Below are 26161 nucleotides of genomic sequence, written 5' to 3' on the forward strand. Positions count from 1 at the left end.
TCAGTGGCCTGGCATACCGTGCAGGCACAGGACACGCATCAGGGGTGGGAGCAGATGATGAGCACGACCGTGCGCCGGGTGGCCCTTTCCGCAGCCGTGGTGGCCGCCCTGACCGGAGTGGCCGCGTGCGGCTCCTCCGACTCCGGCAAGGACGGCGGTGACAAGGCGGCCGGCAAGACCGCGGCACACGTCAGCCCCATCGCCGCCCTGCGCTCCGCCGAGAAGTCCACCGACAAGGCCGACTCCGCCAAGGTGCGCTCCACCACGTCCATCGGCGACCTCATGTCGATGACCGCGAACGGCGCCCTCACCTGGGGCGACGGCCTCAAGGGCAACCTCACCATCACCTACACCGGCGGCCAGATGGCCGAGCTGATGAAGAAGGCCGGCACGCAGTCGATGGAGGCCCGGTACCTGCCGGACGCCTACTACGCGCACATGAGCGACACCTACGCCCAGCAGGCGGGCGGCGGCAAGCACTGGATCAAGTACTCCTACGACGACCTCGCCAAGCTCGGCGGCGCCTCCGGTTCGTACATGAAGGACCAGATCCAGAACGCCACGCCGAACCAGTCCGTGAAGATGCTGCTGGCCTCCGGCGACGTCAAGAAGGTCGGTGAGGAGACGGTCTCCGGCGTCCACACCACCCACTACTCGGGCACGCTGAACGTCGCCGACCTCGCGGGCAAGACCAGCAACCTCAGCGCCGAGCAGCTGTCGGCCCTGAAGAAGCAGCTCAGCCAGGCCGGCGTCACCACCGACACCGTCGACATCTGGATCAACGACCAGGACCTGCTGGTCAAGAAGACCGAGAAGGCCGACACGGCCAACGGCGCCATGACCAACACGTCCTTCTACAGCGACTACGGCGTGAAGGTGACCGCCGAGGCGCCCCCGGCCGGCGACACCAAGGACTTCGCGGACATGCTGAAGTCCGGCGGCACGCTGACCGGCGGCACCGGCGCCACCTCCTGACCTCTCCCGACCCGGTGGCCCGCACGGCCCTCCGAGGCGCGCCCAGCGCCCCCGGAGGGCCTGACGCCCTCACCTGCCCGCCGGCCGGCGGAGCCTGCCGTGCCCCGGCCGGAGCGGCCGTAAACGGCCGATTTGCTCGATGGAGCCTCCGTCCCGTACTCTCTTCGAGAAGCCAAAGACCGCTGGTCGTTGCCGCGCGCTCGAAGGAGGGTGCGGTGGCCGAAGGATCCGCTGAAAAGTGGGCGACCCGCGCAGGTGACAGTGGAAGAACTCCCGGAGCGCGCACGACGAGCGCGTGTGCGGCCGGTCGAGTCCGCCCCGTGCGCCTGCGCCGGGGCGTTTCGTTTTCCCCAGTCCTCCTTCGGGTCCGCGCGGTCCGAATCACCCGGAAGGAGGCCGAGGCTCTATGGCGAGGCCCGACAAGGCTGCCGCGGTTGCGGAGCTGACGGACAAGTTCCGCAGCTCCAACGCCGCCGTGCTGACCGAGTACCGCGGTCTCACCGTGGCGCAGCTCAAGACGCTGCGCCGGTCGCTCGGTGAGAACGCCCAGTACGCCGTGGTGAAGAACACGCTGACCAAGATTGCGGCCAAGGAGGCCGGGATCACGCTGGAGGACCAGCTCTTCGCTGGCCCGACGGCCGTCGCCTTCGTCACCGGTGACCCGGTGGAGTCGGCGAAGGGTCTGCGTGACTTCGCCAAGGACAACCCCAATCTCGTCATCAAGGGCGGTGTCCTTGAGGGCAAGGCCCTCTCCGCCGACGAGATCAAGAAGCTTGCGGACCTTGAGTCCCGCGAGGTTCTGCTCAGCAAGCTGGCCGGTGCCTTCAAGGCGAAGCAGTCCCAGGCTGCCTCCGTCTTCCAGGCGCTGCCGTCGAAGCTCGTCCGCACCGTGGACGCGCTGCGCGCCAAGCAGGCCGAGCAGGGCGGTGCCGAGTAATTCGGCTCGCTTTCTGACCCGCACCAACGGCGCGGGTCGCAGCGGGCCGACGTACGCCCGCCTTATCCAGTACATCCGGCACCTGCCGATTTGAGTGGAAGGACCGCCATCATGGCGAAGCTCACCCAGGACGAGCTGCTTGCCCAGTTCGAGGAGATGACCCTCATCGAGCTCTCCGAGTTCGTGAAGGCCTTCGAGGACAAGTTCGACGTCACCGCTGCCGCCGCTGCCCCGGTCGTCGTTGCCGGCGGTGCCGCCGGTGGCGCCGAGGCCGCTGCCGAGGAGGAGAAGGACGAGTTCGACGTCATCCTCACCGGCGCCGGCGACAAGAAGATCCAGGTCATCAAGGTCGTGCGTGAGCTGACCTCCCTGGGTCTGAAGGAGGCCAAGGACCTCGTCGACGGCACCCCGAAGCCGGTCCTCGAGAAGGTCAACAAGGAGCAGGCCGACAAGGCCGCCGAGGCCCTCAAGGGCGCCGGCGCGTCCGTCGAGGTCAAGTAAGACCTTCGCGACCGTCGAAACGGCCCCCTAGGGCTGTAACGCGAACGCACCGAAGGGCGATCATCCATCCGGGTGGTCGCCCTTCGGCGTTCCCCGGGGTCCGGCCTGGGCTGCCTTGCACCTCTGTTCGTGAGGGGTAAGGTGATCTTCGTTGTGTCTCCCGTTGCTCCGGTTCGGGCAAGGAACCCTTGACGAACCGCACGCAGCGCGCAATTCTCAGGACGCGTCGTCACAAGGATCCGAATCCGAGGCATGGATCGGCGACGAAGAGGGCAGTATCAACGTGCGTTGAGGGCAGGCATGCCGAGGGCGTTGACAAGGGCGTTGAGGACAACGAGGGTCTTCGAAAACCCGCACTGGACATCAGTGTGCCAAGTGGCTACACTGACCCTTTGCGCTGCCTGTTAGCTGTCCCCTGCCCGTCACCAGGGGTCTGCCCTCACTTGAGCACAGTCGACCGAAGCCCCCCTGACCTGGGGTTTCCGTCCCTGTGTACCGGAGAGGGACCGGTACGCGCGTAGTGAGTCCGAGCCCTCGGAAGGACCCCCTCTTGGCCGCCTCGCGCAACGCCTCGACCGCGAATACGAACAACGGCGCCAGCACCGCCCCGCTGCGCATCTCCTTTGCAAAGATCAAGGAGCCCCTCGAGGTTCCGAACCTGCTCGCGCTGCAGACCGAGAGCTTTGACTGGCTGCTCGGCAACACCGCTTGGCAGACTCGGGTCGAGGAGGCTCTTGAGAACGGTCAGGACGTCCCCACCAAGTCCGGTCTGGAGGAGATCTTCGAGGAGATCTCCCCGATCGAGGACTTCTCCGGGTCGATGTCGCTGACGTTCCGGGACCACCGCTTCGAGCCGCCCAAGAACTCGATCGACGAGTGCAAGGAGCGCGACTTCACGTACGCCGCCCCGCTCTTCGTCACCGCCGAGTTCACCAACAACGAGACCGGCGAGATCAAGTCCCAGACCGTCTTCATGGGCGACTTCCCGCTCATGACGAACAAGGGCACTTTCGTCATCAACGGCACCGAGCGTGTCGTGGTGTCCCAGCTGGTCCGTTCCCCCGGTGTCTACTTCGACTCCAGCATCGACAAGACGTCCGACAAGGACATCTTCTCCGCCAAGATCATCCCGTCCCGGGGTGCCTGGTTGGAGATGGAGATCGACAAGCGCGACATGGTCGGTGTCCGTATCGACCGCAAGCGCAAGCAGTCGGTCACCGTGCTGCTGAAGGCGCTCGGCTGGACGACCGAGCAGATCCTTGAGGAGTTCGGCGACTACGAGTCGATGCGCGCCACCCTGGAGAAGGACCACACCCAGGGCCAGGACGACGCGCTGCTCGACATCTACCGCAAGCTGCGTCCGGGCGAGCCCCCCACGCGCGAGGCCGCGCAGACGCTGCTGGAGAACCTCTACTTCAACCCCAAGCGCTACGACCTCGCGAAGGTCGGCCGCTACAAGGTCAACAAGAAGCTGGGCGCCGACGCTCCGCTGGACGCGGGCATCCTGACCGTCGAGGACATCATCTCGACGATCAAGTACCTGGTGCAGCTGCACGCCGGCGAGACCGAGACCACCGGTGACAACGGCGACACGATCGTCGTCGAGACCGATGACATCGACCACTTCGGCAACCGTCGTCTGCGCAGCGTCGGCGAGCTCATCCAGAACCAGGTCCGCACGGGTCTGGCGCGTATGGAGCGAGTCGTCCGCGAGCGCATGACCACCCAGGACGTCGAGGCGATCACGCCGCAGACTCTGATCAACATCCGGCCGGTCGTCGCCTCCATCAAGGAGTTCTTCGGCACCAGCCAGCTGTCCCAGTTCATGGACCAGAACAACCCGCTGTCGGGTCTCACCCACAAGCGCCGTCTGTCGGCTCTTGGCCCGGGTGGTCTCTCCCGTGAGCGGGCCGGCTTCGAGGTCCGTGACGTGCACCCGTCGCACTACGGCCGTATGTGCCCGATCGAGACGCCGGAAGGCCCGAACATCGGTCTGATCGGCTCGCTCGCCTCCTACGGCCGGGTCAACGCGTTCGGCTTCGTCGAGACCCCGTACCGCAAGGTCATCGACGGCCAGGTCACCGACGAGGTCGACTACCTGACCGCCGACGAGGAGGACCGCTTCGTCATCGCGCAGGCCAACGCGCCGCTGACGAACGACCTCCGGTTCGAGGAGAGCCGCGTGCTCGTCCGCCGTCGTGGCGGCGAGGTCGACTACGTCGGCCCCGAGGACGTGGACTACATGGACGTCTCGCCGCGCCAGATGGTGTCGGTCGCGACCGCCATGATCCCCTTCCTTGAGCACGACGACGCCAACCGTGCCCTCATGGGCGCGAACATGATGCGCCAGGCCGTTCCGCTGATTAAGTCGGAGGCCCCGCTCGTCGGTACCGGCATGGAGTACCGCTCCGCCGTCGACGCCGGCGACGTCGTCAAGGCCGAGAAGGCCGGTGTGGTCCAGGAGGTCTCCGCGGACTACATCACCACCGCCAACGACGACGGCACGTACATCACGTACCGCCTGGCCAAGTTCGCCCGCTCCAACCAGGGCACCTCGGTCAACCAGAAGGTCATCGTCAACGAGGGCGACCGTGTCGTCGAGGGCCAGGTCCTCGCCGACGGCCCGGCCACCCAGAACGGCGAGATGGCCCTCGGCAAGAACCTGCTCGTGGCGTTCATGCCGTGGGAGGGTCACAACTACGAGGACGCGATCATCCTGTCGCAGCGCCTCGTGCAGGACGACGTCCTCTCCTCGATCCACATCGAGGAGCACGAGGTCGACGCCCGTGACACCAAGCTCGGCCCCGAGGAGATCACCCGGGACATCCCGAACGTCTCCGAGGAGGTCCTCGCCGACCTGGACGAGCGCGGCATCATCCGCATCGGTGCCGAGGTCATCGCCGGTGACATCCTCGTCGGCAAGGTCACCCCGAAGGGTGAGACCGAACTGACGCCGGAGGAGCGCCTGCTGCGCGCGATCTTCGGTGAGAAGGCCCGTGAGGTCCGTGACACCTCGCTGAAGGTGCCGCACGGCGAGACCGGCAAGGTCATCGGTGTGCGCGTCTTCGACCGCGAGGAGGGCGACGAGCTGCCGCCGGGCGTGAACCAGCTGGTCCGCGTCTACGTCGCGCAGAAGCGCAAGATCACCGACGGTGACAAGCTCGCCGGCCGTCACGGCAACAAGGGTGTCATCTCCAAGATCCTGCCGATCGAGGACATGCCGTTCCTGGAGGACGGCACCCCGGTCGACATCATCCTCAACCCGCTGGGTGTGCCGTCCCGAATGAACCCGGGACAGGTCCTGGAGATCCACCTCGGCTGGCTCGCCAGCCGCGGCTGGGACGTCTCCGGCCTCGCGGAGGAGTGGGCCCAGCGCCTCCAGGTCATCGGCGCCGACCAGGTCGCCCCCGGCACCAACGTCGCGACCCCGGTCTTCGACGGTGCCCGTGAGGACGAGCTGGCGGGTCTGCTCCAGCACACCATCCCGAACCGGGACGGCGAGCGCATGGTGCTCCCGACCGGTAAGGCGCGGCTGTTCGACGGCCGTAGCGGTGAGCCGTTCCCGGACCCGATCTCGGTCGGCTACATGTACATCCTGAAGCTGCACCACCTGGTCGACGACAAGCTGCACGCCCGTTCGACCGGTCCGTACTCGATGATCACCCAGCAGCCGCTGGGTGGTAAGGCCCAGTTCGGTGGCCAGCGGTTCGGTGAGATGGAGGTGTGGGCCCTTGAGGCCTACGGCGCCGCGTACGCCCTCCAGGAGCTGCTGACCATCAAGTCCGACGACGTCACCGGCCGCGTGAAGGTCTACGAGGCCATCGTCAAGGGCGAGAACATCCCCGAGCCCGGCATCCCCGAGTCCTTCAAGGTGCTCATCAAGGAGATGCAGTCGCTCTGCCTGAACGTGGAGGTGCTGTCCAGCGACGGTATGTCCATCGAGATGCGCGACACCGACGAGGACGTCTTCCGCGCTGCGGAGGAGCTCGGTATCGACCTGTCCCGGCGCGAGCCGAGCAGCGTCGAAGAGGTCTGACGGGAGTCCGGCGGGGCCCTGACCCACAAGGGCCCCGCCGACCCCCAGGCCCCCGTTTCAGACCACAGACTTAACGACCCTGAGAGGGATTGACGCATAGTGCTCGACGTCAACTTCTTCGACGAGCTCCGGATCGGCCTGGCCACCGCTGACGACATCCGTCAGTGGAGCCACGGCGAGGTCAAGAAGCCCGAGACCATCAACTACCGCACCCTCAAGCCCGAGAAGGACGGACTCTTCTGCGAGAAGATCTTCGGTCCGACCCGGGACTGGGAGTGCTACTGCGGCAAGTACAAGCGCGTCCGCTTCAAGGGCATCATCTGCGAGCGCTGTGGCGTCGAGGTCACGCGTGCCAAGGTGCGCCGTGAGCGGATGGGCCACATCGAGCTGGCCGCCCCCGTCACGCACATCTGGTACTTCAAGGGTGTCCCCTCGCGCCTCGGCTACCTGCTGGACCTGGCGCCGAAGGACCTTGAGAAGGTCATCTACTTCGCCGCGTACATGATCACGTACGTCGACGAGGAGCGTCGTACCCGCGACCTGCCCTCCCTGGAGGCGCACGTCTCGGTCGAGCGTCAGCAGATCGAGAACCGCCGGGACGCCGACCTGGAGGCCCGCGCCAAGAAGCTTGAGTCCGACCTGGCCGAGCTGGAGGCCGAGGGCGCCAAGGCCGACGTGCGCCGCAAGGTGCGCGAGGGTGCCGAGCGTGAGATGAAGCAGCTGCGCGACCGCGCGCAGCGCGAGATCGACCGCCTCGACGAGGTGTGGAACCGGTTCAAGAACCTCAAGGTCCAGGACCTGGAGGGCGACGAGCTGCTCTACCGCGAGCTGCGCGACCGCTTCGGCACCTACTTCGACGGCTCGATGGGCGCCGCGGCGCTTCAGAAGCGCCTGGAGTCCTTCGACCTGGACGAAGAGGCCGAGCGTCTCCGCGAGATCATCCGCACCGGTAAGGGCCAGAAGAAGACCCGTGCCCTGAAGCGGCTGAAGGTCGTCTCCGCGTTCCTCCAGACCTCCAACAGCCCCAAGGGCATGGTCCTGGACTGCGTCCCGGTCATCCCGCCGGACCTGCGTCCGATGGTGCAGCTGGACGGTGGCCGCTTCGCGACCTCCGACCTGAACGACCTGTACCGCCGTGTCATCAACCGCAACAACCGCCTGAAGCGCCTTCTCGACCTCGGTGCCCCCGAGATCATCGTGAACAACGAGAAGCGCATGCTCCAGGAGGCCGTCGACGCGCTCTTCGACAACGGCCGTCGTGGTCGCCCGGTCACGGGCCCCGGCAACCGTCCGCTGAAGTCGCTGTCCGACATGCTGAAGGGCAAGCAGGGTCGCTTCCGTCAGAACCTGCTCGGCAAGCGAGTCGACTACTCGGCGCGTTCCGTCATCGTCGTCGGCCCGCAGCTGAAGCTGCACCAGTGCGGTCTGCCCAAGGCCATGGCGCTGGAGCTCTTCAAGCCGTTCGTGATGAAGCGCCTGGTCGACCTGAACCACGCGCAGAACATCAAGAGCGCCAAGCGCATGGTGGAGCGCGGTCGCACCGTCGTGTACGACGTCCTCGAAGAGGTCATCGCCGAGCACCCGGTGCTGCTGAACCGTGCGCCCACCCTGCACCGCCTCGGCATCCAGGCCTTCGAGCCGCAGCTGGTCGAGGGCAAGGCCATCCAGATCCACCCGCTCGTCTGCACCGCGTTCAACGCGGACTTCGACGGTGACCAGATGGCCGTGCACCTGCCGCTGTCCGCGGAGGCGCAGGCCGAGGCCCGCATCCTGATGCTGTCCTCGAACAACATCCTCAAGCCGGCCGACGGCCGTCCGGTGACGATGCCGACCCAGGACATGGTCCTCGGTCTGTTCTTCCTCACCACCGACGGCGAGCTGCGTGACACCAAGGGCGAGGGCCGCGCGTTCGGCTCCACGGCCGAGGCGATCATGGCGTTCGACGCCGGCGAGCTCGCGCTTCAGTCGGCCGTGGACATCCGCTTCCCGGTGGGCACCATCCCGCCGCGCGGCTGGACCCCGCCGGCCCGCGAGGAGGGCGAGCCCGAGTGGCAGCAGGGTGACTCCTTCCGCCTGCGCACCACCCTGGGCCGTGCGCTCTTCAACGAGCTGCTGCCCGAGGACTACCCGTTCGTGGACTACTCGGTGGGCAAGAAGCAGCTCTCCGAGATCGTCAACGACCTCGCCGAGCGCTACCCGAAGGTCATCGTGGCGGCGACGCTCGACAACCTGAAGGCGGCCGGCTTCTACTGGGCGACCCGTTCCGGTGTCACCGTGGCCATCTCCGACGTCGTCGTTCCCGAGGCGAAGAAGGAGATCGTCCGCGGCTACGAGGCGCAGGACGAGAAGGTCCAGAAGCAGTACGAGCGCGGTCTCATCACCAAGGAAGAGCGCACTCAGGAACTCATCGCGATCTGGACCAAGGCGACCAACGAGGTCGCCGAGGCGATGAACGAGAACTTCCCCAAGACGAACCCCATCTTCATGATGGTTGACTCGGGTGCCCGAGGAAACATGATGCAGATGCGGCAGATCGCCGGTATGCGTGGTCTGGTGTCGAACGCGAAGAACGAGACGATCCCGCGGCCCATCAAGGCCTCGTTCCGTGAGGGTCTGTCCGTGCTGGAGTACTTCATCTCCACGCACGGTGCCCGTAAGGGTCTGGCGGACACCGCTCTGCGTACCGCCGACTCGGGTTACCTCACCCGTCGTCTGGTCGACGTCTCCCAGGACGTCATCATCCGCGAGGAGGACTGCGGCACCGACCGTGGCCTGCGGCTGCGGATCGCCGACCGTGGCGCCGACGGCGTGCTGCGCAAGGCGGACGACGTCGAGACGTCCGTGTACGCGCGCTGCCTCGCCGAGGACATCGTGGTCGACGGCCAGGTGCTGGCCCCGGCCGGCACCGACCTGGGCGACGTCCTCATCGAGGAGCTCGTCGGCCGTGGCGTCGAGGAGGTCAAGACCCGCTCGGTCCTGACCTGCGAGTCCGCCGTCGGTACCTGCGCGATGTGCTACGGCCGCTCGCTGGCCACCGGCAAGCTGGTCGACATCGGTGAGGCGGTCGGCATCATCGCCGCCCAGTCCATCGGTGAGCCCGGTACCCAGCTGACGATGCGTACCTTCCACACCGGTGGTGTGGCCGGTGACGACATCACCCAGGGTCTGCCGCGTGTCGTCGAGCTCTTCGAGGCCCGTACCCCGAAGGGTGTCGCCCCGATCTCCGAGGCCTCCGGCCGCGTCCGGATCGAGGAGACCGAGAAGACCAAGAAGATCGTCGTCACCCCGGACGACGGCAGCGACGAGACGGCGTACCCGATCTCGAAGCGCGCCAAGGTCCTGGTCCGCGAGGGCGACCACGTCGAGGTGGGCCAGCAGCTCACCGTGGGTGCCACCAACCCGCACGACGTGCTGCGCATCCTGGGTCAGCGTGCCGTCCAGGTCCACCTGGTCGGCGAGGTCCAGAAGGTGTACAACTCGCAGGGTGTGTCGATCCACGACAAGCACATCGAGATCATCATCCGGCAGATGCTCCGCCGTGTGACGATCATCGAGTCCGGCGACGCCGAGCTGCTGCCCGGCGAGCTGGTCGAGCGCTCCCGCTTCGAGCAGGAGAACCGTCGTGTGGTCCAGGAGGGCGGTCACCCGGCCTCCGGTCGTCCGCAGCTGATGGGTATCACCAAGGCCTCGCTGGCGACCGAGTCCTGGCTGTCGGCGGCGTCCTTCCAGGAGACGACGCGAGTCCTCACCGACGCGGCGATCAACGCCAAGTCGGACTCGCTCATCGGCCTCAAGGAGAACGTCATCATCGGTAAGCTCATCCCGGCCGGTACGGGTCTGTCCCGCTACCGCAACATCCGGGTCGAGCCGACCGAGGAGGCCAAGGCCGCGATGTACTCGGCCGTCGGCTACGACGACATCGACTACTCGCCGTTCGGCACGGGCTCCGGCCAGGCCGTGCCGCTGGAGGACTACGACTACGGTCCGTACAACCAGTAAGCGAGCAGCTTGAACTGAAGGGCGGTCACCTTACGGGGTGGCCGCCCTTCGGCGTGTTCGGGCGCTATGGTCCGCGCCGGTCGAGTATCCGGTGCGGCAAGGGTGTTGGGGGAACATCCGGTGGAGACGGCCCGTGTCCTCTCCGGCCTGAAGGCCGCTCTGGCCGTGCCCCTGGGCCTGGGCCGGCAGCGCTCGGGACCCGGCCCGCCGGCCGTCGTGGTGTTTGTCTGGAGCGCTTACACCGTCTTCCCCTGCATGGATCGCCTGCGGCCCTGGATCGCGCTCTCCGCGGCCGTCCTGGCGGCTCTGGGGGTGATGCTCTGGCAGCGCTCTGGGGGCCCTTGGCGCTCGGGATTCCCGGACATGCGGTGGTGGAAGTGACCGTACGGCCGTGTTCGTCCCCGCGCTGCGCAGACCGCTGCAGAGCCGGTCCGGCGCGAGACAGAGGCGTTGGGGGAGGGGCTTCGGCCGCCCTGGTCCTCGCGGCGAAGTCGCTGGCCCGGGTCCCGAGTGCCGAACACGGCAAGCACGCGTCCGAATACTTTCTGATCGGTACCCTGGCCAGTGTCATGGCAGCGTTGGCGATGAGCATGGCCGCACGCTCGGCGGTCGGGCTGCCAGTCCTCTAGGAGCCGGGGAGATGCTTTGGAGCTGGCCGGGCATCCTCTGATCCGTGAGTTGTGCTCGCTCAAGCTGCCGACCGCCGATTACGTGGTGGCAGGCAGCGGCCCGCTCCTCGCGCACGGCCTGCGGAGCGTCGTACACGATCTGGATGTCGTCGCCAGGGGCGATGCCTGGAAGGCCGTCCTGCGGCTCGGGGATCCGGAGGTGCCGCCTTCCGGCTTCGGCCGCCTGGTGTCGCTCTTCGACGGAGACATAGAGGTCTTCGACCGCTGGCTGCCGGGGTCCCCCGATCCCGATCGGATGATCGAGAGCGCGGAACTGGTCGAGGGGATTCCCTTCTCGCCGCTGGGTGAGGTCCTGACCTGGAAGGAGCGGCTGGGGAGGCAGAAGGATCAAGAAGACGTCAAGCTGATCCGTGACTACCTGGCGCACCCAGCCGGTTGAATGCCGGCCCTGTCAAGAGCTGGCGTATCGCTGCCCGCCCCATTTGTTTTGACCGCAGCGAATGAGGTAGGTACGCTCAGACCTTGTGCCTGGGGTGTGCCCTGGCTCCTGTGCGTGCCTGCAAACCGCATGGCGAGCCGTGACCGGCCACCGTAATTCGCGCCCTTTTCGCCTTGCGGCGGGAGTCTGGCGGATTCGACACACCCGACCGCGTGGGTCGGCGACGTTCCAGGTTAGCTGTACCCATCGGCACACAGAAACCGGAGAAGTAGTGCCTACGATCCAGCAGCTGGTCCGCAAGGGCCGGCAGGACAAGGTCGAGAAGAACAAGACGCCCGCACTTGAGGGTTCCCCTCAGCGTCGTGGCGTCTGCACGCGTGTGTTCACGACCACCCCGAAGAAGCCGAACTCGGCCCTCCGCAAGGTCGCGCGTGTGCGTCTGACCAGCGGCATCGAGGTCACCGCTTACATTCCGGGTGAGGGACACAACCTGCAGGAGCACTCCATCGTGCTCGTGCGCGGCGGCCGTGTGAAGGACCTGCCGGGTGTTCGCTACAAGATCATCCGCGGCTCGCTCGACACCCAGGGTGTCAAGAACCGCAAGCAGGCTCGCAGCCGTTACGGCGCCAAGAAGGAGAAGTAAGAATGCCTCGTAAGGGCCCCGCCCCGAAGCGCCCGGTCATCATCGACCCGGTCTACAGCTCTCCTCTGGTGACCTCCCTGATCAACAAGGTGCTGCTCAACGGCAAGCGCTCCACCGCCGAGCGCATCGTCTACGGCGCCATGGAGGGCCTGCGCGAGAAGACCGGCAACGACCCGGTCATCACGCTCAAGCGCGCTCTTGAGAACATCAAGCCGACCCTTGAGGTCAAGTCCCGCCGTGTCGGTGGCGCCACCTACCAGGTGCCGGTCGAGGTCAAGCCCGGCCGTGCCAACACCCTGGCGCTGCGCTGGCTGGTCGGTTACTCCCGCGCCCGTCGCGAGAAGACCATGACCGAGCGCCTCCTCAACGAGCTTCTCGACGCCTCCAACGGCCTCGGTGCGGCCGTGAAGAAGCGCGAGGACACCCACAAGATGGCCGAGTCCAACAAGGCCTTCGCGCACTACCGCTGGTAGTCGCTACCCACATCGAGACCGAGAGAAGACTGAAGCCTTATGGCTACCACTTCACTTGACCTGGCCAAGGTGCGCAACATCGGCATCATGGCTCACATCGACGCGGGCAAGACGACCACCACCGAGCGGATCCTGTTCTACACCGGTGTGTCTTACAAGATCGGTGAGGTCCACGACGGCGCTGCCACCATGGACTGGATGGAGCAGGAGCAGGAGCGTGGCATCACGATCACCTCTGCTGCCACCACCTGTCACTGGTCGCTGGAAGACGTCGACCACACCATCAACATCATCGACACCCCGGGTCACGTCGACTTCACCGTCGAGGTGGAGCGCTCCCTGCGCGTGCTCGACGGTGCTGTCACGGTGTTCGACGGCGTCGCCGGCGTGGAGCCCCAGTCCGAGACGGTGTGGCGTCAGGCGGACCGCTACGGCGTTCCGCGTATCTGCTTCGTCAACAAGCTCGACCGCACCGGTGCCGAGTTCCACCGCTGTGTCGACATGATCTCCGACCGTCTGGGCGCGCAGCCGCTGGTCATGCAGCTGCCGATCGGTGCCGAGGCGGACTTCAAGGGCGTCGTCGACCTGGTGACGATGAAGGCCTTCGTGTGGTCCGCCGAGGCCACCAAGGGCGAGATGTACGACATCGTCGACATCCCGGACACCCACACCGAGGCTGCCGAGGAGTACCGCGGCAAGCTGATCGAGGCCGTGGCCGAGAACGACGAAGAGATCATGGAGCTGTACCTGGAGGGCGAGGAGCCCTCCGTGGAGCAGCTGTACGCCGCGATCCGTCGGATCACCATCGCCTCCGGCAAGGGCGACGGCGTCACCGTCACCCCCGTGTTCTGCGGTACCGCGTTCAAGAACAAGGGCGTCCAGCCCCTGCTCGACGCGGTCGTGCGCTACCTGCCGTCTCCGGTCGACATCGAGGCCATCGAGGGCCACGCGGTCAACAACCCGGAGGAGGTCGTCAAGCGCAAGCCGTCCGACGACGAGCCGCTTTCGGCGCTGGCGTTCAAGATCATGAGCGACCCGCACCTGGGCAAGCTCACCTTCGTCCGCGTGTACTCCGGCCGCCTGGAGTCCGGCACCGCCGTGCTGAACTCCGTCAAGGGCCGCAAGGAGCGCATCGGCAAGATCTACCGCATGCACGCCAACAAGCGTGAGGAGATCGACTCGGTGGGCGCCGGCGACATCGTCGCCGTCATGGGCCTGAAGCAGACCACCACCGGTGAGACGCTCAGCGACGAGAAGAACCCGGTGATCCTGGAGTCCATGGACTTCCCGGCGCCGGTCATCGAGGTCGCGATCGAGCCCAAGTCCAAGGGTGACCAGGAGAAGCTGGGTGTCGCCATCCAGCGTCTCGCGGAGGAGGACCCCTCCTTCCAGGTGCACACCAACGAGGAGACCGGCCAGACCGTCATCGGCGGTATGGGCGAGCTTCACCTTGAGGTCCTCGTGGACCGCATGAAGCGCGAGTTCAAGGTCGAGGCCAACGTCGGCAAGCCGCAGGTGGCCTACCGCGAGACGATCCGCAAGGCCGTCGAGCGCGTCGACTACACGCACAAGAAGCAGACCGGTGGTACCGGTCAGTTCGCGAAGGTGCAGATCGGCATCGAGCCGATCGAGGGTGGCGACACCTCGTACGAGTTCGTGAACAAGGTGACCGGTGGCCGCATCCCGAAGGAGTACATCCCTTCGGTCGACGCCGGTGCGCAGGAGGCCATGCAGTTCGGCATCCTCGCCGGTTACGAGATGACCGGTGTCCGCGTGATCCTGCACGACGGTGCCTACCACGAGGTCGACTCCTCCGAGCTCGCCTTCAAGATCGCCGGTTCGCAGGCCTTCAAGGAGGCCGCGCGCAAGGCTTCGCCCGTGCTCCTTGAGCCGATGATGGCCGTCGAGGTCACCACGCCCGAGGACTACATGGGTGAGGTCATCGGCGACATCAACTCCCGCCGTGGCCAGATCCAGGCCATGGAGGAGCGGGCTGGTGCCCGCGTCGTGAAGGGCCTCGTGCCCCTGTCGGAGATGTTCGGCTACGTCGGCGACCTCCGCAGCAAGACGTCGGGTCGCGCAAGCTACTCGATGCAGTTCGACTCCTACGCCGAGGTTCCGCGGAACGTCGCCGAGGAGATCATCGCGAAGGCCAAGGGCGAGTAACGCACCGCGTTCACACGCCGTAGGCTTGACTCCGGAGCCTCCAGGGGTAAACGTCCGCAATCGTGAGCGTTTGCCCCGGGTTCCGGGCCTTTACAGCAAAGATCACCTGGCGCCGATGAAGTAAGGCGTACAGAACCACTCCACAGGAGGACCCCAGTGGCGAAGGCGAAGTTCGAGCGGACTAAGCCGCACGTCAACATCGGCACCATCGGTCACATCGACCACGGTAAGACGACCCTCACGGCCGCCATTACCAAGGTGCTGCACGACGCGTACCCGGACCTGAACGAGGCCACCCCGTTCGACAACATCGACAAGGCTCCTGAGGAGCGTCAGCGCGGTATCACCATCTCCATCGCGCACGTCGAGTACCAGACCGAGGCGCGTCACTACGCCCACGTCGACTGCCCGGGTCACGCGGACTACATCAAGAACATGATCACGGGTGCGGCGCAGATGGACGGCGCCATCCTCGTGGTCGCCGCCACCGACGGCCCGATGCCGCAGACCAAGGAGCACGTGCTCCTGGCCCGCCAGGTCGGCGTTCCGTACATCGTCGTCGCCCTGAACAAGGCCGACATGGTGGACGACGAGGAGATCCTGGAGCTCGTTGAGCTCGAGGTCCGTGAGCTCCTCTCCGAGTACGAGTTCCCCGGCGACGACGTCCCGGTCGTCAAGGTCTCCGCGCTCAAGGCCCTCGAGGGCGAGCAGGAGTGGGTGGACTCCGTCCTCAACCTGATGAAGGCCGTCGACGAGTCGATCCCGCAGCCGGAGCGCGACGTCGACAAGCCGTTCCTCATGCCGATCGAGGACGTCTTCACGATCACCGGTCGCGGTACGGTCGTCACCGGCCGTATCGAGCGTGGTGTCCTCAAGGTCAACGAGACCGTCGACATCATCGGCATCAAGACCGAGAAGACCACCACCACGGTCACCGGCATCGAGATGTTCCGCAAGCTGCTCGACGAGGGCCAGGCCGGTGAGAACGTCGGTCTGCTCCTCCGTGGCATCAAGCGCGAGGACGTCGAGCGCGGCCAGGTCATCATCAAGCCGGGCTCGGTCACCCCGCACACCGAGTTCGAGGCGCAGGCCTACATCCTGTCCAAGGACGAGGGTGGCCGCCACACGCCGTTCTTCAACAACTACCGTCCGCAGTTCTACTTCCGTACGACGGACGTGACCGGCGTGGTGACCCTCCCCGAGGGCACCGAGATGGTCATGCCGGGTGACAACACCGAGATGAAGGTGGAGCTCATCCAGCCCGTCGCCATGGAAGAGGGCCTGAAGTTCGCCATCCGTGAGGGTGGCCGCACCGTGGGCGCCGGCCAGGTCACCAAGATCGTCAAGTAAGTTCCGCTTGCTTGGGGCTTGATGGCTTGAGGGTCAGTGCCTGACCCGAAGGTCTCGACCTGCGAGAGGCCCGTACGACTCCGGTCGTACGGGCCTCTTCGTATGTGCCGCCGGGTCTCTTCGGGTGTCCCACCCGGGACCGCATACGGTTCTCCGGGTGAGGAAGAGGACCTTGGTACACGCGGGGCTGCAAACCGTCGTCCCCTGGCTGGCCGTGGCGGCCGTGGTGATCGCCATGGCGTGGCAGCAGGGCCTGTTCTCCTGGGGCGCTTCGGCCGTGACGGGCCCGCCCCGCACGATCGCGCTGCCGGGAGGCGGCTTCTCCGACGGCGACCGGTGCGGGGCCGAGGGCTACCACTACTTCCCGCTGCCCGCGTCCGCGTCCGCACCCCCCGCGGCGGAGTCCCCGGCCCCGGTGCCCGGCCCGCGGCTCGTCCTCGGCTCCTACGGCTACGAGAAGCCGTCCCGCGCCCCCGGCCGCTTCACCATCGGCCTGCTCTTCGCGCCGGGGCCCAAGGGATCGCTGGAGCTGTCGCGGACCCTGGGCGGCGAGGGCGTCGCCGTGGAGATCGAGGGCCCGCGGGGGCTGGTCGGCGGAGCGCACGGCCTGCCCGTCACCTGGGGTTCCGCCCCGAAGTCCGGCACCGGGGGCAGCGCCGAGGTGTCCCTGCCGCTGGAGGCGCTGTGCCCCGGGCAGGACGCGCGGGACGTGATGCAGAGGCTCCAGGCTCCGATCGACTCCTCGAACACCATCACCGGGCAGCCGGCCTACACCCTGACCGTGTCGGTGCGTGACCCGGGGATCGGAGCGCAGCGCAGGGTGATCGGCCTCCCGCTGGGCGGCAATCTGCTCAGCGCCAACAATCTGGTGCCGGAGGACGGCTTCATGCTCGCGGGCGCGGCGTACTGACGGCTTCGAAACTATTCGGCGGGTACGACCCGTTCCCTCCGGCCCCGCGTCGTCCCCCTATTTGTCATGCCGGTGAGCAAATAGATGCCGGAGGGGCTGGAGGGTGAGGTATGTCGTCTGCGCACGTCAGCCGTAGGACGGTGCTCGGCGGGACGGTCCTGGGCGCCGGGCTGGCCGCGATGCCCGTGGGGGTCTCGGGGACCGCGTCCGCCGCCCCGGGGGACGGGCTGCGGGTGACGGACCCGGGGTCGTACATCTCGTTCACGGGCGGGGTGTTCTCCCTGGTCGGCGCGCCCGTGGTGGTGAGCGAGGACGACCACCCCGGGGTCGTGCGGGTGGCCGGGGACCTCCGGGACGACCTGGCGCGGGTGACCGGCGTCCGCCCCGGCACGACGATCGGCCGCTACCCGGTCCTGCTCGGCACGATCGGCCGCAGCCCGCTCGTCGACGGCCTGATCCGGTCCGGGAAACTCGACGTCACGGGCGTGCGGGGCAAGTGGGAGACCTCGCTCCAGACGGTCGTGGAGCACCCGATGCCCGGCGTGGAGCGGGCGTTCGTCATCGCGGGCAGCGACCCGCGGGGCACGATCTTCGGGACGTACGACGTCTCGTACGGCATCGGGGTCTCGCCCTGGCACTGGTGGGACGACGTACCGCCGGCCCGGCGCGACGCGGTCTGGGTGAAGGCCGGCCGCTTCACCCAGGGGACGCCGGTGGTGAAGTACCGGGGCGTCTTCGTCAACGACGAGAACCCGGCGCTCGGCACCTGGGCACCGGCCTACTTCGGCCAGGGGAAGGCACCGGGCTACCCCGGCGGCTTCACCGCCGACTTCTACGCGAAGGTCTTCGAGGTCCTGCTGCGCCTGAAGGGCAACTACCTGTGGCCGGCGGTGTGGGGCCGGGCGTTCGCGGAGGACGACCCGGACAACCACCGGCGCGCGGCCGAGTACGGCATCGTCATGGGTACGTCCCACGAGGCGCCGATGATGCGGGGCATCGAGGAGTGGAACCGGCACGCCGGCTCCGGGACCGACCCCTACGGGGGCACGGGCGAGTGGTCGTACCGACGCAACCCGGAGGCGATCCGCGCGTACTGGCGCGCCGGCATCCAGCGCATGGTCGACCAGGGCTTCGAGGGCGTCGTCACCCTCGGCATGCGCGGCAACGGCGACACCGGCCTGCCCGACGGCGACGGCATCGAACTGATGCAGCAGATCATCGCCGACCAGCGCCGCATCATCGAGGAGGTGACCGGCAGGCCGGCGGCCGAGACCCCCCAGGTGTGGACCCTCTACAAGGAGGTCCAGCGCTACTGGGACCGGGGCCTGCGCGCCCCGGACGACGTCACCGTGGTCCTCACGGACGACAACTGGGGCAACATCCGCAAGCATCCGGACGGCCCCCGCGCCGGCGGCTACGGCCTCTACTACCACTTCGACTACGTCGGCGCCGGCCGCAACTACAAGTGGGTCGACACCGCGAACCTCAGGAACGTCTGGGACCAGCTCCACCAGGCCCACGCCTACGGCAACCACGGCCTGTGGGTGGTCAACGTCGGTGACCTGAAGGGCAACGAACTGCCGACGGAGTTCTTCCTCGACTACGCCTGGAATCCCGACGCCTGGCCGCTGGAGCGCCTCGGCGCGTGGGAGGAGCGCTACGCCCGCCAGAACTTCGGCGAGGCGCAGGCGAAGGAGATCGCGTCGCTGCTGGCGGCATACGGCCGGCTCCAGGCCCGCCGCAAGCCGGAGCTGCTGAACCGCCGGATCACCCTCTCCGGCGACCAGGTCGTGTACGACGACCGGCAGAGCCCGTACTACTTCGCGCACCGGGAACTGGAACGGGTCACCGAGGAGTGGCGCGTGCTGGGCCGCCGCGCGGAAAGCGTCGAGCGCAGACTGCCGGAGCGGCTGCGGGACGCGTGGTTCGAACTGGCCGGCTACGCGGTCACGGCGACCGCGAACCTGTACGCGCTGCGGGAAGCGGAGTTCACGAACCTGCTGTACGCCGCGCAGGGCCGGGCCGCGACGAACGACCGCGCGGCACAGGCGGAAGCCGCCCTCGGCCAGGACCTCGCCCTCGCCGACCGCTTCAACTCCCGTGTCGCCGACGGCAAATGGCAGGGCTTCCAGACCCAGCCCCACATCGACTACGGGGACGTCGACCGCTACGGCCCCAACGCGGGCTGGCAGCAGCCGGAGAAGGACAACGTCGCCCTGCCCGACGTCCTCTTCCCGGCGGTACGGCGCATCGACGTGCCCGGGGCGGCGGAGCTGGGCGTGTCGGTGGACGGCGCGCAGGACGCGGGGGAGTGGTGGCCGGGGGGTTCTTCCTCGGTCGCGACCCTGCCGCCGTTCAGCCTGTACCAGACCCGCCCCCAGCAGTACGTGGAGATCTTCAACCGGGGCCGTACGCCCTTCCCGTACGAGGTCTCGGTCTCGGCGCCCTGGCTGCGGGTGGACCGCCCGCGCGGCCGGGTGGACCAGCAGGTCCGCCTGGAGGTACGGGTGGACTGGTCACGTCTGCCCGCCGACCGCGCGGAGGCGACCCTGACGGTGCGCGGTGCGGGGACGGCGGTGCCGGTGCGGTGTGTGGCGGAGCGCCCGTCGGGTGTGGAGCCGCGGGGCTTCGTGGAGGCCGGCGGCTACGTGGCGATCGACGCCGGGCACTACGACCGGGCGGTCGGGCCGTGGCGCCGTATCGACGGCATCGGACGGACCGGCGCGGGCATGACCCCGTGGCCGGTGACGTCCCCGAGCCGCACCCCCGGCGACGACTCACCGCGCCTGGAGTACGAGGTGACGCTGCTGTCCGCCCCCGGTGAGGTGACGGTCTGGGCCCATCTGTCCCCCCGGAACCCGGCCGTCCCCGGCATCTCCGGCCTGCGCTACGGCGTCTCGCTGGACGACGGCCCGATCCGGACCGTGGACATCACGGCGGGCGCGGACGACGGCGCGCTGAACACGGTCTGGGCCCGGCACACCTCGGACAACGTCAACGCGACGGCGACCGGGCACACCGTGACGGAGCCGGGCGTCCACCGGCTGAAGGTCTGGATGGTGGACCCGACGGTGGTGGTGCAGCGCCTGCTGATCGACACGGGCGGGCTGCCGGAGCTGTACCTGGGGCCGCTGGAGAGCCTGCGGGCGGGGCACGAGCACGCGTAGAGCGCCGGGCGGCCTTTCGGGCGCGGTGCGGGGACAGCCCGCGCCGCGCAGACCGGCTGGACCGGCCGTGCCCGCGACCCCGGTTTGACCTACGTCACCTTCGGGGTAATCTCTTCGGCTCGATTGGCGGAGGCGCTGCCCCATATGGCAGACTGTCCGAGTTGCTCGGTCGAGTGTTGATGCTGCGCGCCTCCCGCCGGGAGGACCGGAAGCGAGTCCCACAGTACTCGTCGTCCTAACTGCCCTCGGGCAGCACTGGGACGGACGTACGGGAATCTTCCGGGAAGCGTGGGCGCGGCACCGGCCAGGCGCCCGGTGGGCCCGAGGTCCCCGGTCCGCGGTTCCGGAAGGGCCGTGTCAATCCCGCAGGGATGTTCGAACAAGGGACATCTGTGTCAGCGGGAACGCGACACGCCCGACCGCGTGGGTCGGAGAACGAGGAAGCAGGAACCACCGGGTTCCAGAGCGTGAGAAGAGACAGGACTACTGAGTAGCCATGGCGGGACAGAAGATCCGCATCCGGCTCAAGGCCTACGACCACGAGGTCATCGACTCCTCGGCGAAGAAGATCGTCGAGACGGTGACCCGTACCGGTGCGTCGGTCGCGGGCCCGGTGCCGCTGCCCACTGAGAAGAACGTGTACTGCGTCATCAAGTCGCCGCACAAGTACAAGGACTCGCGCGAGCACTTCGAGATGCGCACGCACAAGCGCCTGATCGACATCCTCGACCCGACCCCCAAGACCGTTGACTCTCTGATGCGACTCGACCTCCCGGCCGGTGTCGACATCGAGATCAAGCTCTGAGGCTGGTGGGCTGAGAATGGCTAAGCAGATCAAGGGCATCCTGGGCGAGAAGCTCGGCATGACGCAGGTGTGGGACGAGAACAACCGTGTTGTTCCGGTCACCGTCGTCAAGGCCGGCCCCAACGTCGTCACCCAGGTCCGTACGAACGACGTCGACGGCTACGAGTCGGTCCAGATCGCCTTCGGCGAGATCGACCCGCGCAAGGTGAACAAGCCCCTCAAGGGCCACTTCGCCAAGGCCGACGTCACCCCGCGCCGCCACCTCGTCGAGATCCGTACCGCTGACGCCAGCGAGTACACCCTCGGCCAGGAGATCACCGCCGAGGTGTTCGAGGCCGGCGTCAAGGTCGACGTCACCGGCAAGAGCAAGGGCAAGGGCTTCGCCGGTGTCATGAAGCGCCACAACTTCCGTGGCCTCGGCGCCGGACACGGCACCCAGCGCAAGCACCGCTCCCCCGGTTCCATCGGTGGCTGTGCCACCCCGGGCCGTGTGTTCAAGGGCCTCCGCATGGCGGGTCGCATGGGCAACGAGCGGGTCACCACCCAGAACCTGACCGTCCACGCCGTTGACGCGGAGAAGGGTCTGCTGCTCATCAAGGGCGCGGTTCCCGGTCCGAACGGCGGCCTCGTCCTGGTCCGCACCGCGGCCAAGGGGGCCTGAGGTAACCGATGAGCACTGTTGACATCCTTTCGCCGGCGGGCGAGAAGGCCGGTTCCGTCGAGCTCCCCGCGGAGATCTTCGACGCCAAGGTCAGCGTTCCGCTGATCCACCAGGTCGTCGTCGCGCAGCTGGCCGCTGCCCGTCAGGGCACGCACAAGACCAAGACCCGCGGTGAAGTCCGTGGTGGCGGCAAGAAGCCGTACCGCCAGAAGGGCACCGGTCGCGCCCGCCAGGGTTCGACCCGCGCGCCGCAGTTCGCCGGTGGTGGCGTCGTGCACGGTCCCGTGCCGCGCGACTACTCGCAGCGCACCCCGAAGAAGATGAAGGCCGCCGCCCTGCGCGGTGCCCTCACCGACCGGGCGCGTCACAACCGCATCCACGTCGTCTCCGGCGTGGTCGAGGGCGGGAACCCCAGCACCAAGGCCGCCAAGTCGCTGTTCGGCAAGATCTCGGAGCGCAAGAACCTGCTCCTGATCGTCGACCGCGCCGACGAGGCCGCGTGGCTGTCCGCCCGCAACCTGCCCCAGGTCCACATCCTGGAGCCGGGCCAGCTGAACACGTACGACGTTCTCGTCTCGGACGACGTGGTCTTCACCCAGGCCGCTTTCGAGTCCTTCGTCGCCGGCCCGAAGGCCAACGACACCGAAGGGAGCGAGGTCTGATGGCCATCCGTCACCCCGCTATCGCCTCGAAGGCCGCCAAGGCCGCCAAGGCCGCGCGCGTCGCCAAGGCGCGTCGTCACGCCGCCGAGGGCAAGAACACCGTCGAGACCCCGCTCAGCAAGTCGTACACGGACCCCCGTGACGTCCTGCTGAAGCCGGTCGTCTCCGAGAAGAGCTACGCGCTCCTCGACGAGAACAAGTACACGTTCATCGTCGACCCGAACGCCAACAAGACCCAGATCAAGCAGGCCGTCCAGGCGGTCTTCGACGTCAAGGTCACCGGGGTCAACACGATCAACCGCCAGGGCAAGCGCAAGCGGACCCGCACCGGCTTCGGCCAGCGCGCGGCCACCAAGCGCGCGATCGTGACCCTCGCCGAGGGCGACCGTATCGACATCTTCGGCGGTCCGACCGCGTAAGCGGGTCGGATCGTCCGATATCGGACGAGGACTGAGAAATGGGAATCCGCAAGTACAAGCCGACTACGCCGGGCCGTCGTGGCGCCAGCGTCGCCGACTTCGTCGAGGTCACGCGGTCCACGCCGGAGAAGTCGCTGGTCCGTCCCCTGCACAGCAAGGGCGGCCGTAACAACGCCGGTCGTGTGACCGTTCGCCACCAGGGTGGCGGACACAAGCGCGCCTACCGTGTGATCGACTTCCGTCGTCACGACAAGGACGGCGTGCCGGCGAAGGTCGCGCACATCGAGTACGACCCCAACCGCACCGCGCGCATCGCGCTGCTGCACTACGCCGACGGCGAGAAGCGCTACATCCTCGCCCCGCGCAACCTGCAGCAGGGCGACACCGTGGAGAACGGTCCCGGGGCCGACATCAAGCCGGGCAACAACCTGGCCCTCCGCAACATCCCGGTCGGTACCACGATCCACGCGATCGAGCTCCGTCCCGGTGGTGGCGCCAAGTTCGCCCGCTCCGCGGGTGCCTCGGTGCAGCTGCTCGCCCGTGAGGGCGCCATGGCGACCCTCCGTATGCCGTCCGGTGAGATCCGCATGGTGGACGCGCGCTGCCGCGCCACCGTCGGCGAGGTCGGCAACGCCGAGCAGAGCAACATCAACTGGGGCAAGGCCGGCCGTAAGCGGTGGCTGGGCGTTCGCCCGACCGTCCGTGGTGTCGTGATGAACCCGGTTGACCACCCGCACGGTGGTGGTGAGGGCCGGACCTCCGGTGGTCGCCACCCTGTGTCCCCGTGGGGCAAGAAGGAAGGCCGTACTCGTTCGCCCAAGAAGGCGTCGAACAAGTACATCGTCCGCCGCCGCAAGACGAACAAGAAGCGCTAAGGACGGGTTGAGATGCCTCGTAGCTTGAAGAAGGGGCCCTTCGTCGACGACCACCTGATCAAGAAGGTGGACTCGCAGAACGAAGCCGGCACCAAGAACGTCATCAAGACCTGGTCCCGTCGCTCGATGATCGTCCCGGCCATGCTCGGCCACACGATCGCGGTGCACAACGGCAAGACCCACATCCCGGTGTTCGTCACCGAGTCGATGGTCGGCCACAAGCTCGGCGAGTTCTCGCCGACCCGCACCTTCCGGGGCCACGTCAAGGAAGACCGGAAGTCGAAGCGCCGCTAGTAGCGGATCGCATTCAGACACGTAAGTAACTGAAGGGACAACCATGGAAGCCAGGGCCCAGGCGCGGTACATCCGCGTCACGCCCATGAAGGCCCGCCGCGTGGTGGACCTCATCCGTGGCATGGACGCCACGGAGGCCCAGGCCGTCCTGCGATTCGCTCCGCAGGCCGCCTCGGTGCCGGTGGGCAAGGTGCTCGACAGCGCCATCGCCAACGCCGCGCACAACTACGACCACACCGATGTCGACAGCCTCTTCATCTCCGAGGCCTACGTCGACGAGGGCCCGACCCTGAAGCGGTTCCGTCCGCGTGCCCAGGGCCGTGCCTACCGGATCCGCAAGCGGACCAGCCACATCACCGTGGTCGTCAGCAGCAAGGAAGGAACCCGGTAATGGGCCAGAAGGTAAACCCGCACGGGTTCCGGCTCGGTGTCACGACCGACTTCAAGTCGCGTTGGTACGCCGACAAGCTGTACAAGGACTACGTCAAGGAAGACGTCGCCATCCGTCGGATGATGACGTCCGGCATGGAGCGCGCCGGCATCTCCAAGGTCGAGATCGAGCGCACCCGTGACCGCGTGCGTGTGGACATCCACACCGCTCGTCCGGGCATCGTCATCGGCCGCCGTGGCGCCGAGGCCGACCGCATCCGCGGTGACCTCGAGAAGCTCACGGGCAAGCAGGTCCAGCTGAACATCCTCGAGGTCAAGAACCCCGAGACGGACGCTCAGCTCGTGGCCCAGGCCGTCGCCGAGCAGCTCTCCTCCCGCGTCTCCTTCCGTCGGGCCATGCGCAAGAGCATGCAGTCCGCCATGAAGGCCGGCGCCAAGGGCATCAAGATCCAGTGCGGTGGCCGCCTCGGCGGCGCCGAGATGTCCCGCTCGGAGTTCTACCGCGAGGGCCGTGTGCCCCTGCACACGCTCCGCGCGAACGTGGACTACGGCTTCTTCGAGGCCAAGACGACCTTCGGCCGCATCGGCGTGAAGGTCTGGATCTACAAGGGCGACGTGAAGAACATCGCCGAGGTCCGCGCCGAGAACGCTGCGGCCCGTGCGGGTAACCGCCCGGCCCGTGGTGGTGCAGACCGCCCGGCCCGTGGTGGCCGTGGTGGCGAGCGGCGCGGTCGCAAGCCGCAGCAGGCTGCCGGCGCCGAGGCCCCCAAGGCCGAGGCTCCCGCGTCCGCTCCGGCTGAGAGCACCGGAACGGAGGCCTGACCGTCATGCTGATCCCCCGTAGGGTCAAGCACCGCAAGCAGCACCACCCGAAGCGCCGTGGTATGGCCAAGGGCGGTACGACGGTTGCGTTCGGCGAGTACGGCATCCAGGCCCTCACGCCGGCGTACGTGACCAACCGCCAGATCGAGGCGGCTCGTATCGCGATGACCCGCCACATCAAGCGTGGCGGCAAGGTCTGGATCAACATCTACCCGGACCGTCCCCTCACCAAGAAGCCGGCCGAGACCCGCATGGGTTCCGGTAAGGGTTCGCCGGAGTGGTGGGTCGCGAACGTTCACCCCGGTCGGGTGATGTTCGAGCTGTCGTACCCCAACGAGAAGATCGCCCGTGAGGCGCTGACGCGTGCGGCCCACAAGCTGCCGATGAAGTGCCGGATCGTCAAGCGCGAGGCAGGTGAAGCGTGATGTCGGCCGGTACCAAGGCGTCCGAGCTGCGCGAGCTGGGCAACGAGGAGCTTCTGGCGAAGCTCCGCGAGGCCAAGGAAGAGCTGTTCAACCTCCGCTTCCAGGCGGCGACGGGTCAGCTCGAGAACCACGGTCGGCTGAAGGCCGTCCGCAAGGACATCGCGCGGATCTACACCCTGATGCGTGAGCGCGAGCTGGGCATCGAGACGGTGGAGAGCGCCTGATGAGCGAGAGCAACGTGACTGAGAACACCGAAGCCCGAGGCTTCCGCAAGACCCGTGAGGGTCTGGTCGTCAGCGACAAGATGGACAAGACCGTCGTCGTCGCCGTCGAGGACCGTGTGAAGCACGCGCTGTACGGCAAGGTCATCCGCCGTACGAACAAGCTCAAGGCCCACGACGAGCAGAACGCTGCGGGCGTCGGCGACCGCGTCCTCCTCATGGAGACCCGGCCGCTGTCCGCGACGAAGCGCTGGCGCGTCGTCGAGATCCTCGAGAAGGCCAAGTAATTCCTGCGGGGCAGACCCCGCAGGTCAGTTCCGCCAGGCTCGGCAGGGGCTCCCCCTGAGAGGGCAGCCCCTGCC

The 26161-nt window shown here is 67.5% G+C and carries 24 protein-coding genes; all 24 read left to right on the forward strand.

Going from position 1 to position 26161, the window contains the following annotated elements:
* The first annotated feature begins 54 nt into the window (after positions 1 to 54).
* The 24 genes from IE273_RS19355 to rpsQ all read left to right on the forward strand — a co-directional run bounded on the left by IE273_RS19355 (position 55) and on the right by rpsQ (position 26086).
* Complete coding sequence (locus tag IE273_RS19355; protein ID WP_189816451.1) at positions 55 to 975, forward strand: SCO4651 family lipoprotein; 921 nt, start codon at positions 55 to 57, stop codon at positions 973 to 975.
* A gap of 406 nt (positions 976 to 1381) precedes the next feature.
* A complete protein-coding gene (gene rplJ, locus IE273_RS19360; protein ID WP_014674354.1) occupies positions 1382 to 1912 on the forward strand; it encodes a 50S ribosomal protein L10 in 531 nt (176 codons plus the stop codon).
* A gap of 111 nt (positions 1913 to 2023) precedes the next feature.
* On the forward strand, positions 2024 to 2413 hold the full coding sequence (gene rplL / locus IE273_RS19365; protein ID WP_014674355.1) for a 50S ribosomal protein L7/L12: 390 nt from the start codon (positions 2024 to 2026) through the stop codon (positions 2411 to 2413).
* A 550-nt stretch (positions 2414 to 2963) separates the two neighbouring features.
* Entirely contained in the window at positions 2964 to 6449 is a 3486-nt protein-coding gene (rpoB, locus tag IE273_RS19370; protein ID WP_189816452.1) for a DNA-directed RNA polymerase subunit beta, read from the forward strand.
* Between the two features lie 99 nt (positions 6450 to 6548).
* Positions 6549 to 10448, forward strand: coding sequence for a DNA-directed RNA polymerase subunit beta' (locus IE273_RS19375; RefSeq protein WP_189816453.1), 3900 nt, complete (start codon positions 6549 to 6551; stop codon positions 10446 to 10448).
* Positions 10449 to 10568: 120 nt separating this feature from the next.
* Positions 10569 to 10829, forward strand: coding sequence for a hypothetical protein (locus IE273_RS19380; protein WP_189816454.1), 261 nt, complete (start codon positions 10569 to 10571; stop codon positions 10827 to 10829).
* A gap of 264 nt (positions 10830 to 11093) precedes the next feature.
* Positions 11094 to 11516, forward strand: coding sequence for a hypothetical protein (locus IE273_RS19385; protein WP_189816455.1), 423 nt, complete (start codon positions 11094 to 11096; stop codon positions 11514 to 11516).
* Positions 11517 to 11787: 271 nt separating this feature from the next.
* Positions 11788 to 12159 (forward strand): 30S ribosomal protein S12, encoded by a 372-nt coding sequence (rpsL, locus tag IE273_RS19390; RefSeq protein ID WP_003948652.1) that lies wholly within the window; start codon positions 11788 to 11790, stop codon positions 12157 to 12159.
* 2 nt (positions 12160 to 12161) lie between these two features.
* Positions 12162 to 12632, forward strand: a complete 471-nt coding sequence (gene rpsG, locus IE273_RS19395; protein WP_014674364.1) for a 30S ribosomal protein S7 — start codon at positions 12162 to 12164, stop codon at positions 12630 to 12632.
* Between the two features lie 39 nt (positions 12633 to 12671).
* On the forward strand, positions 12672 to 14798 hold the full coding sequence (fusA, locus tag IE273_RS19400) for an elongation factor G (RefSeq protein WP_189816456.1): 2127 nt from the start codon (positions 12672 to 12674) through the stop codon (positions 14796 to 14798).
* Between the two features lie 156 nt (positions 14799 to 14954).
* On the forward strand, positions 14955 to 16148 hold the full coding sequence (gene tuf, locus IE273_RS19405; protein WP_014674366.1) for an elongation factor Tu: 1194 nt from the start codon (positions 14955 to 14957) through the stop codon (positions 16146 to 16148).
* A gap of 157 nt (positions 16149 to 16305) precedes the next feature.
* Positions 16306 to 17058: a hypothetical protein gene (locus IE273_RS19410; RefSeq protein ID WP_229887290.1), complete on the forward strand. Its 753-nt coding sequence runs from the start codon at positions 16306 to 16308 to the stop codon at positions 17056 to 17058.
* Between the two features lie 110 nt (positions 17059 to 17168).
* Complete coding sequence (locus IE273_RS19415; protein WP_189816457.1) at positions 17169 to 20225, forward strand: glycosyl hydrolase 115 family protein; 3057 nt, start codon at positions 17169 to 17171, stop codon at positions 20223 to 20225.
* Positions 20226 to 20721: 496 nt separating this feature from the next.
* Positions 20722 to 21030, forward strand: coding sequence for a 30S ribosomal protein S10 (rpsJ, locus tag IE273_RS19420; RefSeq protein WP_003948644.1), 309 nt, complete (start codon positions 20722 to 20724; stop codon positions 21028 to 21030).
* Between the two features lie 16 nt (positions 21031 to 21046).
* A complete protein-coding gene (rplC, locus tag IE273_RS19425) occupies positions 21047 to 21691 on the forward strand; it encodes a 50S ribosomal protein L3 (RefSeq protein WP_014674369.1) in 645 nt (214 codons plus the stop codon).
* A gap of 8 nt (positions 21692 to 21699) precedes the next feature.
* On the forward strand, positions 21700 to 22353 hold the full coding sequence (rplD, locus tag IE273_RS19430; RefSeq protein WP_189816458.1) for a 50S ribosomal protein L4: 654 nt from the start codon (positions 21700 to 21702) through the stop codon (positions 22351 to 22353).
* Positions 22353 to 22772 carry a 50S ribosomal protein L23 gene (gene rplW / locus IE273_RS19435; protein ID WP_189298177.1) on the forward strand — a complete coding sequence of 140 codons (420 nt, stop codon included), beginning with the start codon at positions 22353 to 22355 and terminating at the stop codon, positions 22770 to 22772. The genes rplD and rplW overlap by 1 nt, the downstream gene beginning before the upstream one ends.
* A 38-nt stretch (positions 22773 to 22810) precedes the next feature.
* The gene (gene rplB / locus IE273_RS19440) at positions 22811 to 23647 is read left to right on the forward strand and encodes a 50S ribosomal protein L2 (protein ID WP_041665436.1); all 837 of its coding nucleotides are present in this window, start codon (positions 22811 to 22813) and stop codon (positions 23645 to 23647) included.
* 12 nt (positions 23648 to 23659) lie between these two features.
* Positions 23660 to 23941, forward strand: coding sequence for a 30S ribosomal protein S19 (rpsS, locus tag IE273_RS19445; RefSeq protein WP_041665437.1), 282 nt, complete (start codon positions 23660 to 23662; stop codon positions 23939 to 23941).
* 43 nt (positions 23942 to 23984) lie between these two features.
* Entirely contained in the window at positions 23985 to 24332 is a 348-nt protein-coding gene (gene rplV / locus IE273_RS19450; RefSeq protein ID WP_006130776.1) for a 50S ribosomal protein L22, read from the forward strand.
* Positions 24332 to 25153, forward strand: a complete 822-nt coding sequence (gene rpsC / locus IE273_RS19455; protein WP_003998826.1) for a 30S ribosomal protein S3 — start codon at positions 24332 to 24334, stop codon at positions 25151 to 25153. The genes rplV and rpsC overlap by 1 nt, the downstream gene beginning before the upstream one ends.
* Positions 25154 to 25158: 5 nt before the next feature.
* The gene (gene rplP / locus IE273_RS19460) at positions 25159 to 25578 is read left to right on the forward strand and encodes a 50S ribosomal protein L16 (RefSeq protein WP_189190333.1); all 420 of its coding nucleotides are present in this window, start codon (positions 25159 to 25161) and stop codon (positions 25576 to 25578) included.
* Positions 25578 to 25802 carry a 50S ribosomal protein L29 gene (rpmC, locus tag IE273_RS19465; RefSeq protein ID WP_003974259.1) on the forward strand — a complete coding sequence of 75 codons (225 nt, stop codon included), beginning with the start codon at positions 25578 to 25580 and terminating at the stop codon, positions 25800 to 25802. The genes rplP and rpmC overlap by 1 nt, the downstream gene beginning before the upstream one ends.
* Entirely contained in the window at positions 25802 to 26086 is a 285-nt protein-coding gene (gene rpsQ, locus IE273_RS19470; RefSeq protein WP_014674375.1) for a 30S ribosomal protein S17, read from the forward strand. Before rpmC ends, rpsQ begins: the two co-directional genes overlap by 1 nt.
* Positions 26087 to 26161: the final 75 nt, after the last annotated feature.

Origin of the sequence: Streptomyces olivaceoviridis, assembly GCF_014650115.1 — a bacterium.
Lineage (GTDB): Bacteria > Actinomycetota > Actinomycetes > Streptomycetales > Streptomycetaceae > Streptomyces > Streptomyces olivaceoviridis.

What these genes read in the sequence shown, in the direction of transcription:
- rplV (WP_006130776.1), top strand. Translation starts at nt 23,985, where the DNA reads ATGGAAGCCAGGGCCCAGGCGCGGTACATCCGCGTCACGCCCATGAAG.
- rpmC (WP_003974259.1), top strand. Translation starts at nt 25,578, where the DNA reads ATGTCGGCCGGTACCAAGGCGTCCGAGCTGCGCGAGCTGGGCAACGAG.
- rpsC (WP_003998826.1), top strand. Translation starts at nt 24,332, where the DNA reads ATGGGCCAGAAGGTAAACCCGCACGGGTTCCGGCTCGGTGTCACGACC.
- IE273_RS19355 (WP_189816451.1), top strand. Translation starts at nt 55, where the DNA reads ATGATGAGCACGACCGTGCGCCGGGTGGCCCTTTCCGCAGCCGTGGTG.
- rplD (WP_189816458.1), top strand. Translation starts at nt 21,700, where the DNA reads ATGAGCACTGTTGACATCCTTTCGCCGGCGGGCGAGAAGGCCGGTTCC.
- rpsJ (WP_003948644.1), top strand. Translation starts at nt 20,722, where the DNA reads ATGGCGGGACAGAAGATCCGCATCCGGCTCAAGGCCTACGACCACGAG.
- rpsQ (WP_014674375.1), top strand. Translation starts at nt 25,802, where the DNA reads ATGAGCGAGAGCAACGTGACTGAGAACACCGAAGCCCGAGGCTTCCGC.
- rpsG (WP_014674364.1), top strand. Translation starts at nt 12,162, where the DNA reads ATGCCTCGTAAGGGCCCCGCCCCGAAGCGCCCGGTCATCATCGACCCG.
- rplW (WP_189298177.1), top strand. Translation starts at nt 22,353, where the DNA reads ATGGCCATCCGTCACCCCGCTATCGCCTCGAAGGCCGCCAAGGCCGCC.
- rplC (WP_014674369.1), top strand. Translation starts at nt 21,047, where the DNA reads ATGGCTAAGCAGATCAAGGGCATCCTGGGCGAGAAGCTCGGCATGACG.
- rplP (WP_189190333.1), top strand. Translation starts at nt 25,159, where the DNA reads ATGCTGATCCCCCGTAGGGTCAAGCACCGCAAGCAGCACCACCCGAAG.
- IE273_RS19415 (WP_189816457.1), top strand. Translation starts at nt 17,169, where the DNA reads ATGTCGTCTGCGCACGTCAGCCGTAGGACGGTGCTCGGCGGGACGGTC.
- rplB (WP_041665436.1), top strand. Translation starts at nt 22,811, where the DNA reads ATGGGAATCCGCAAGTACAAGCCGACTACGCCGGGCCGTCGTGGCGCC.
- rpsS (WP_041665437.1), top strand. Translation starts at nt 23,660, where the DNA reads ATGCCTCGTAGCTTGAAGAAGGGGCCCTTCGTCGACGACCACCTGATC.
- rplJ (WP_014674354.1), top strand. Translation starts at nt 1,382, where the DNA reads ATGGCGAGGCCCGACAAGGCTGCCGCGGTTGCGGAGCTGACGGACAAG.
- fusA (WP_189816456.1), top strand. Translation starts at nt 12,672, where the DNA reads ATGGCTACCACTTCACTTGACCTGGCCAAGGTGCGCAACATCGGCATC.
- rplL (WP_014674355.1), top strand. Translation starts at nt 2,024, where the DNA reads ATGGCGAAGCTCACCCAGGACGAGCTGCTTGCCCAGTTCGAGGAGATG.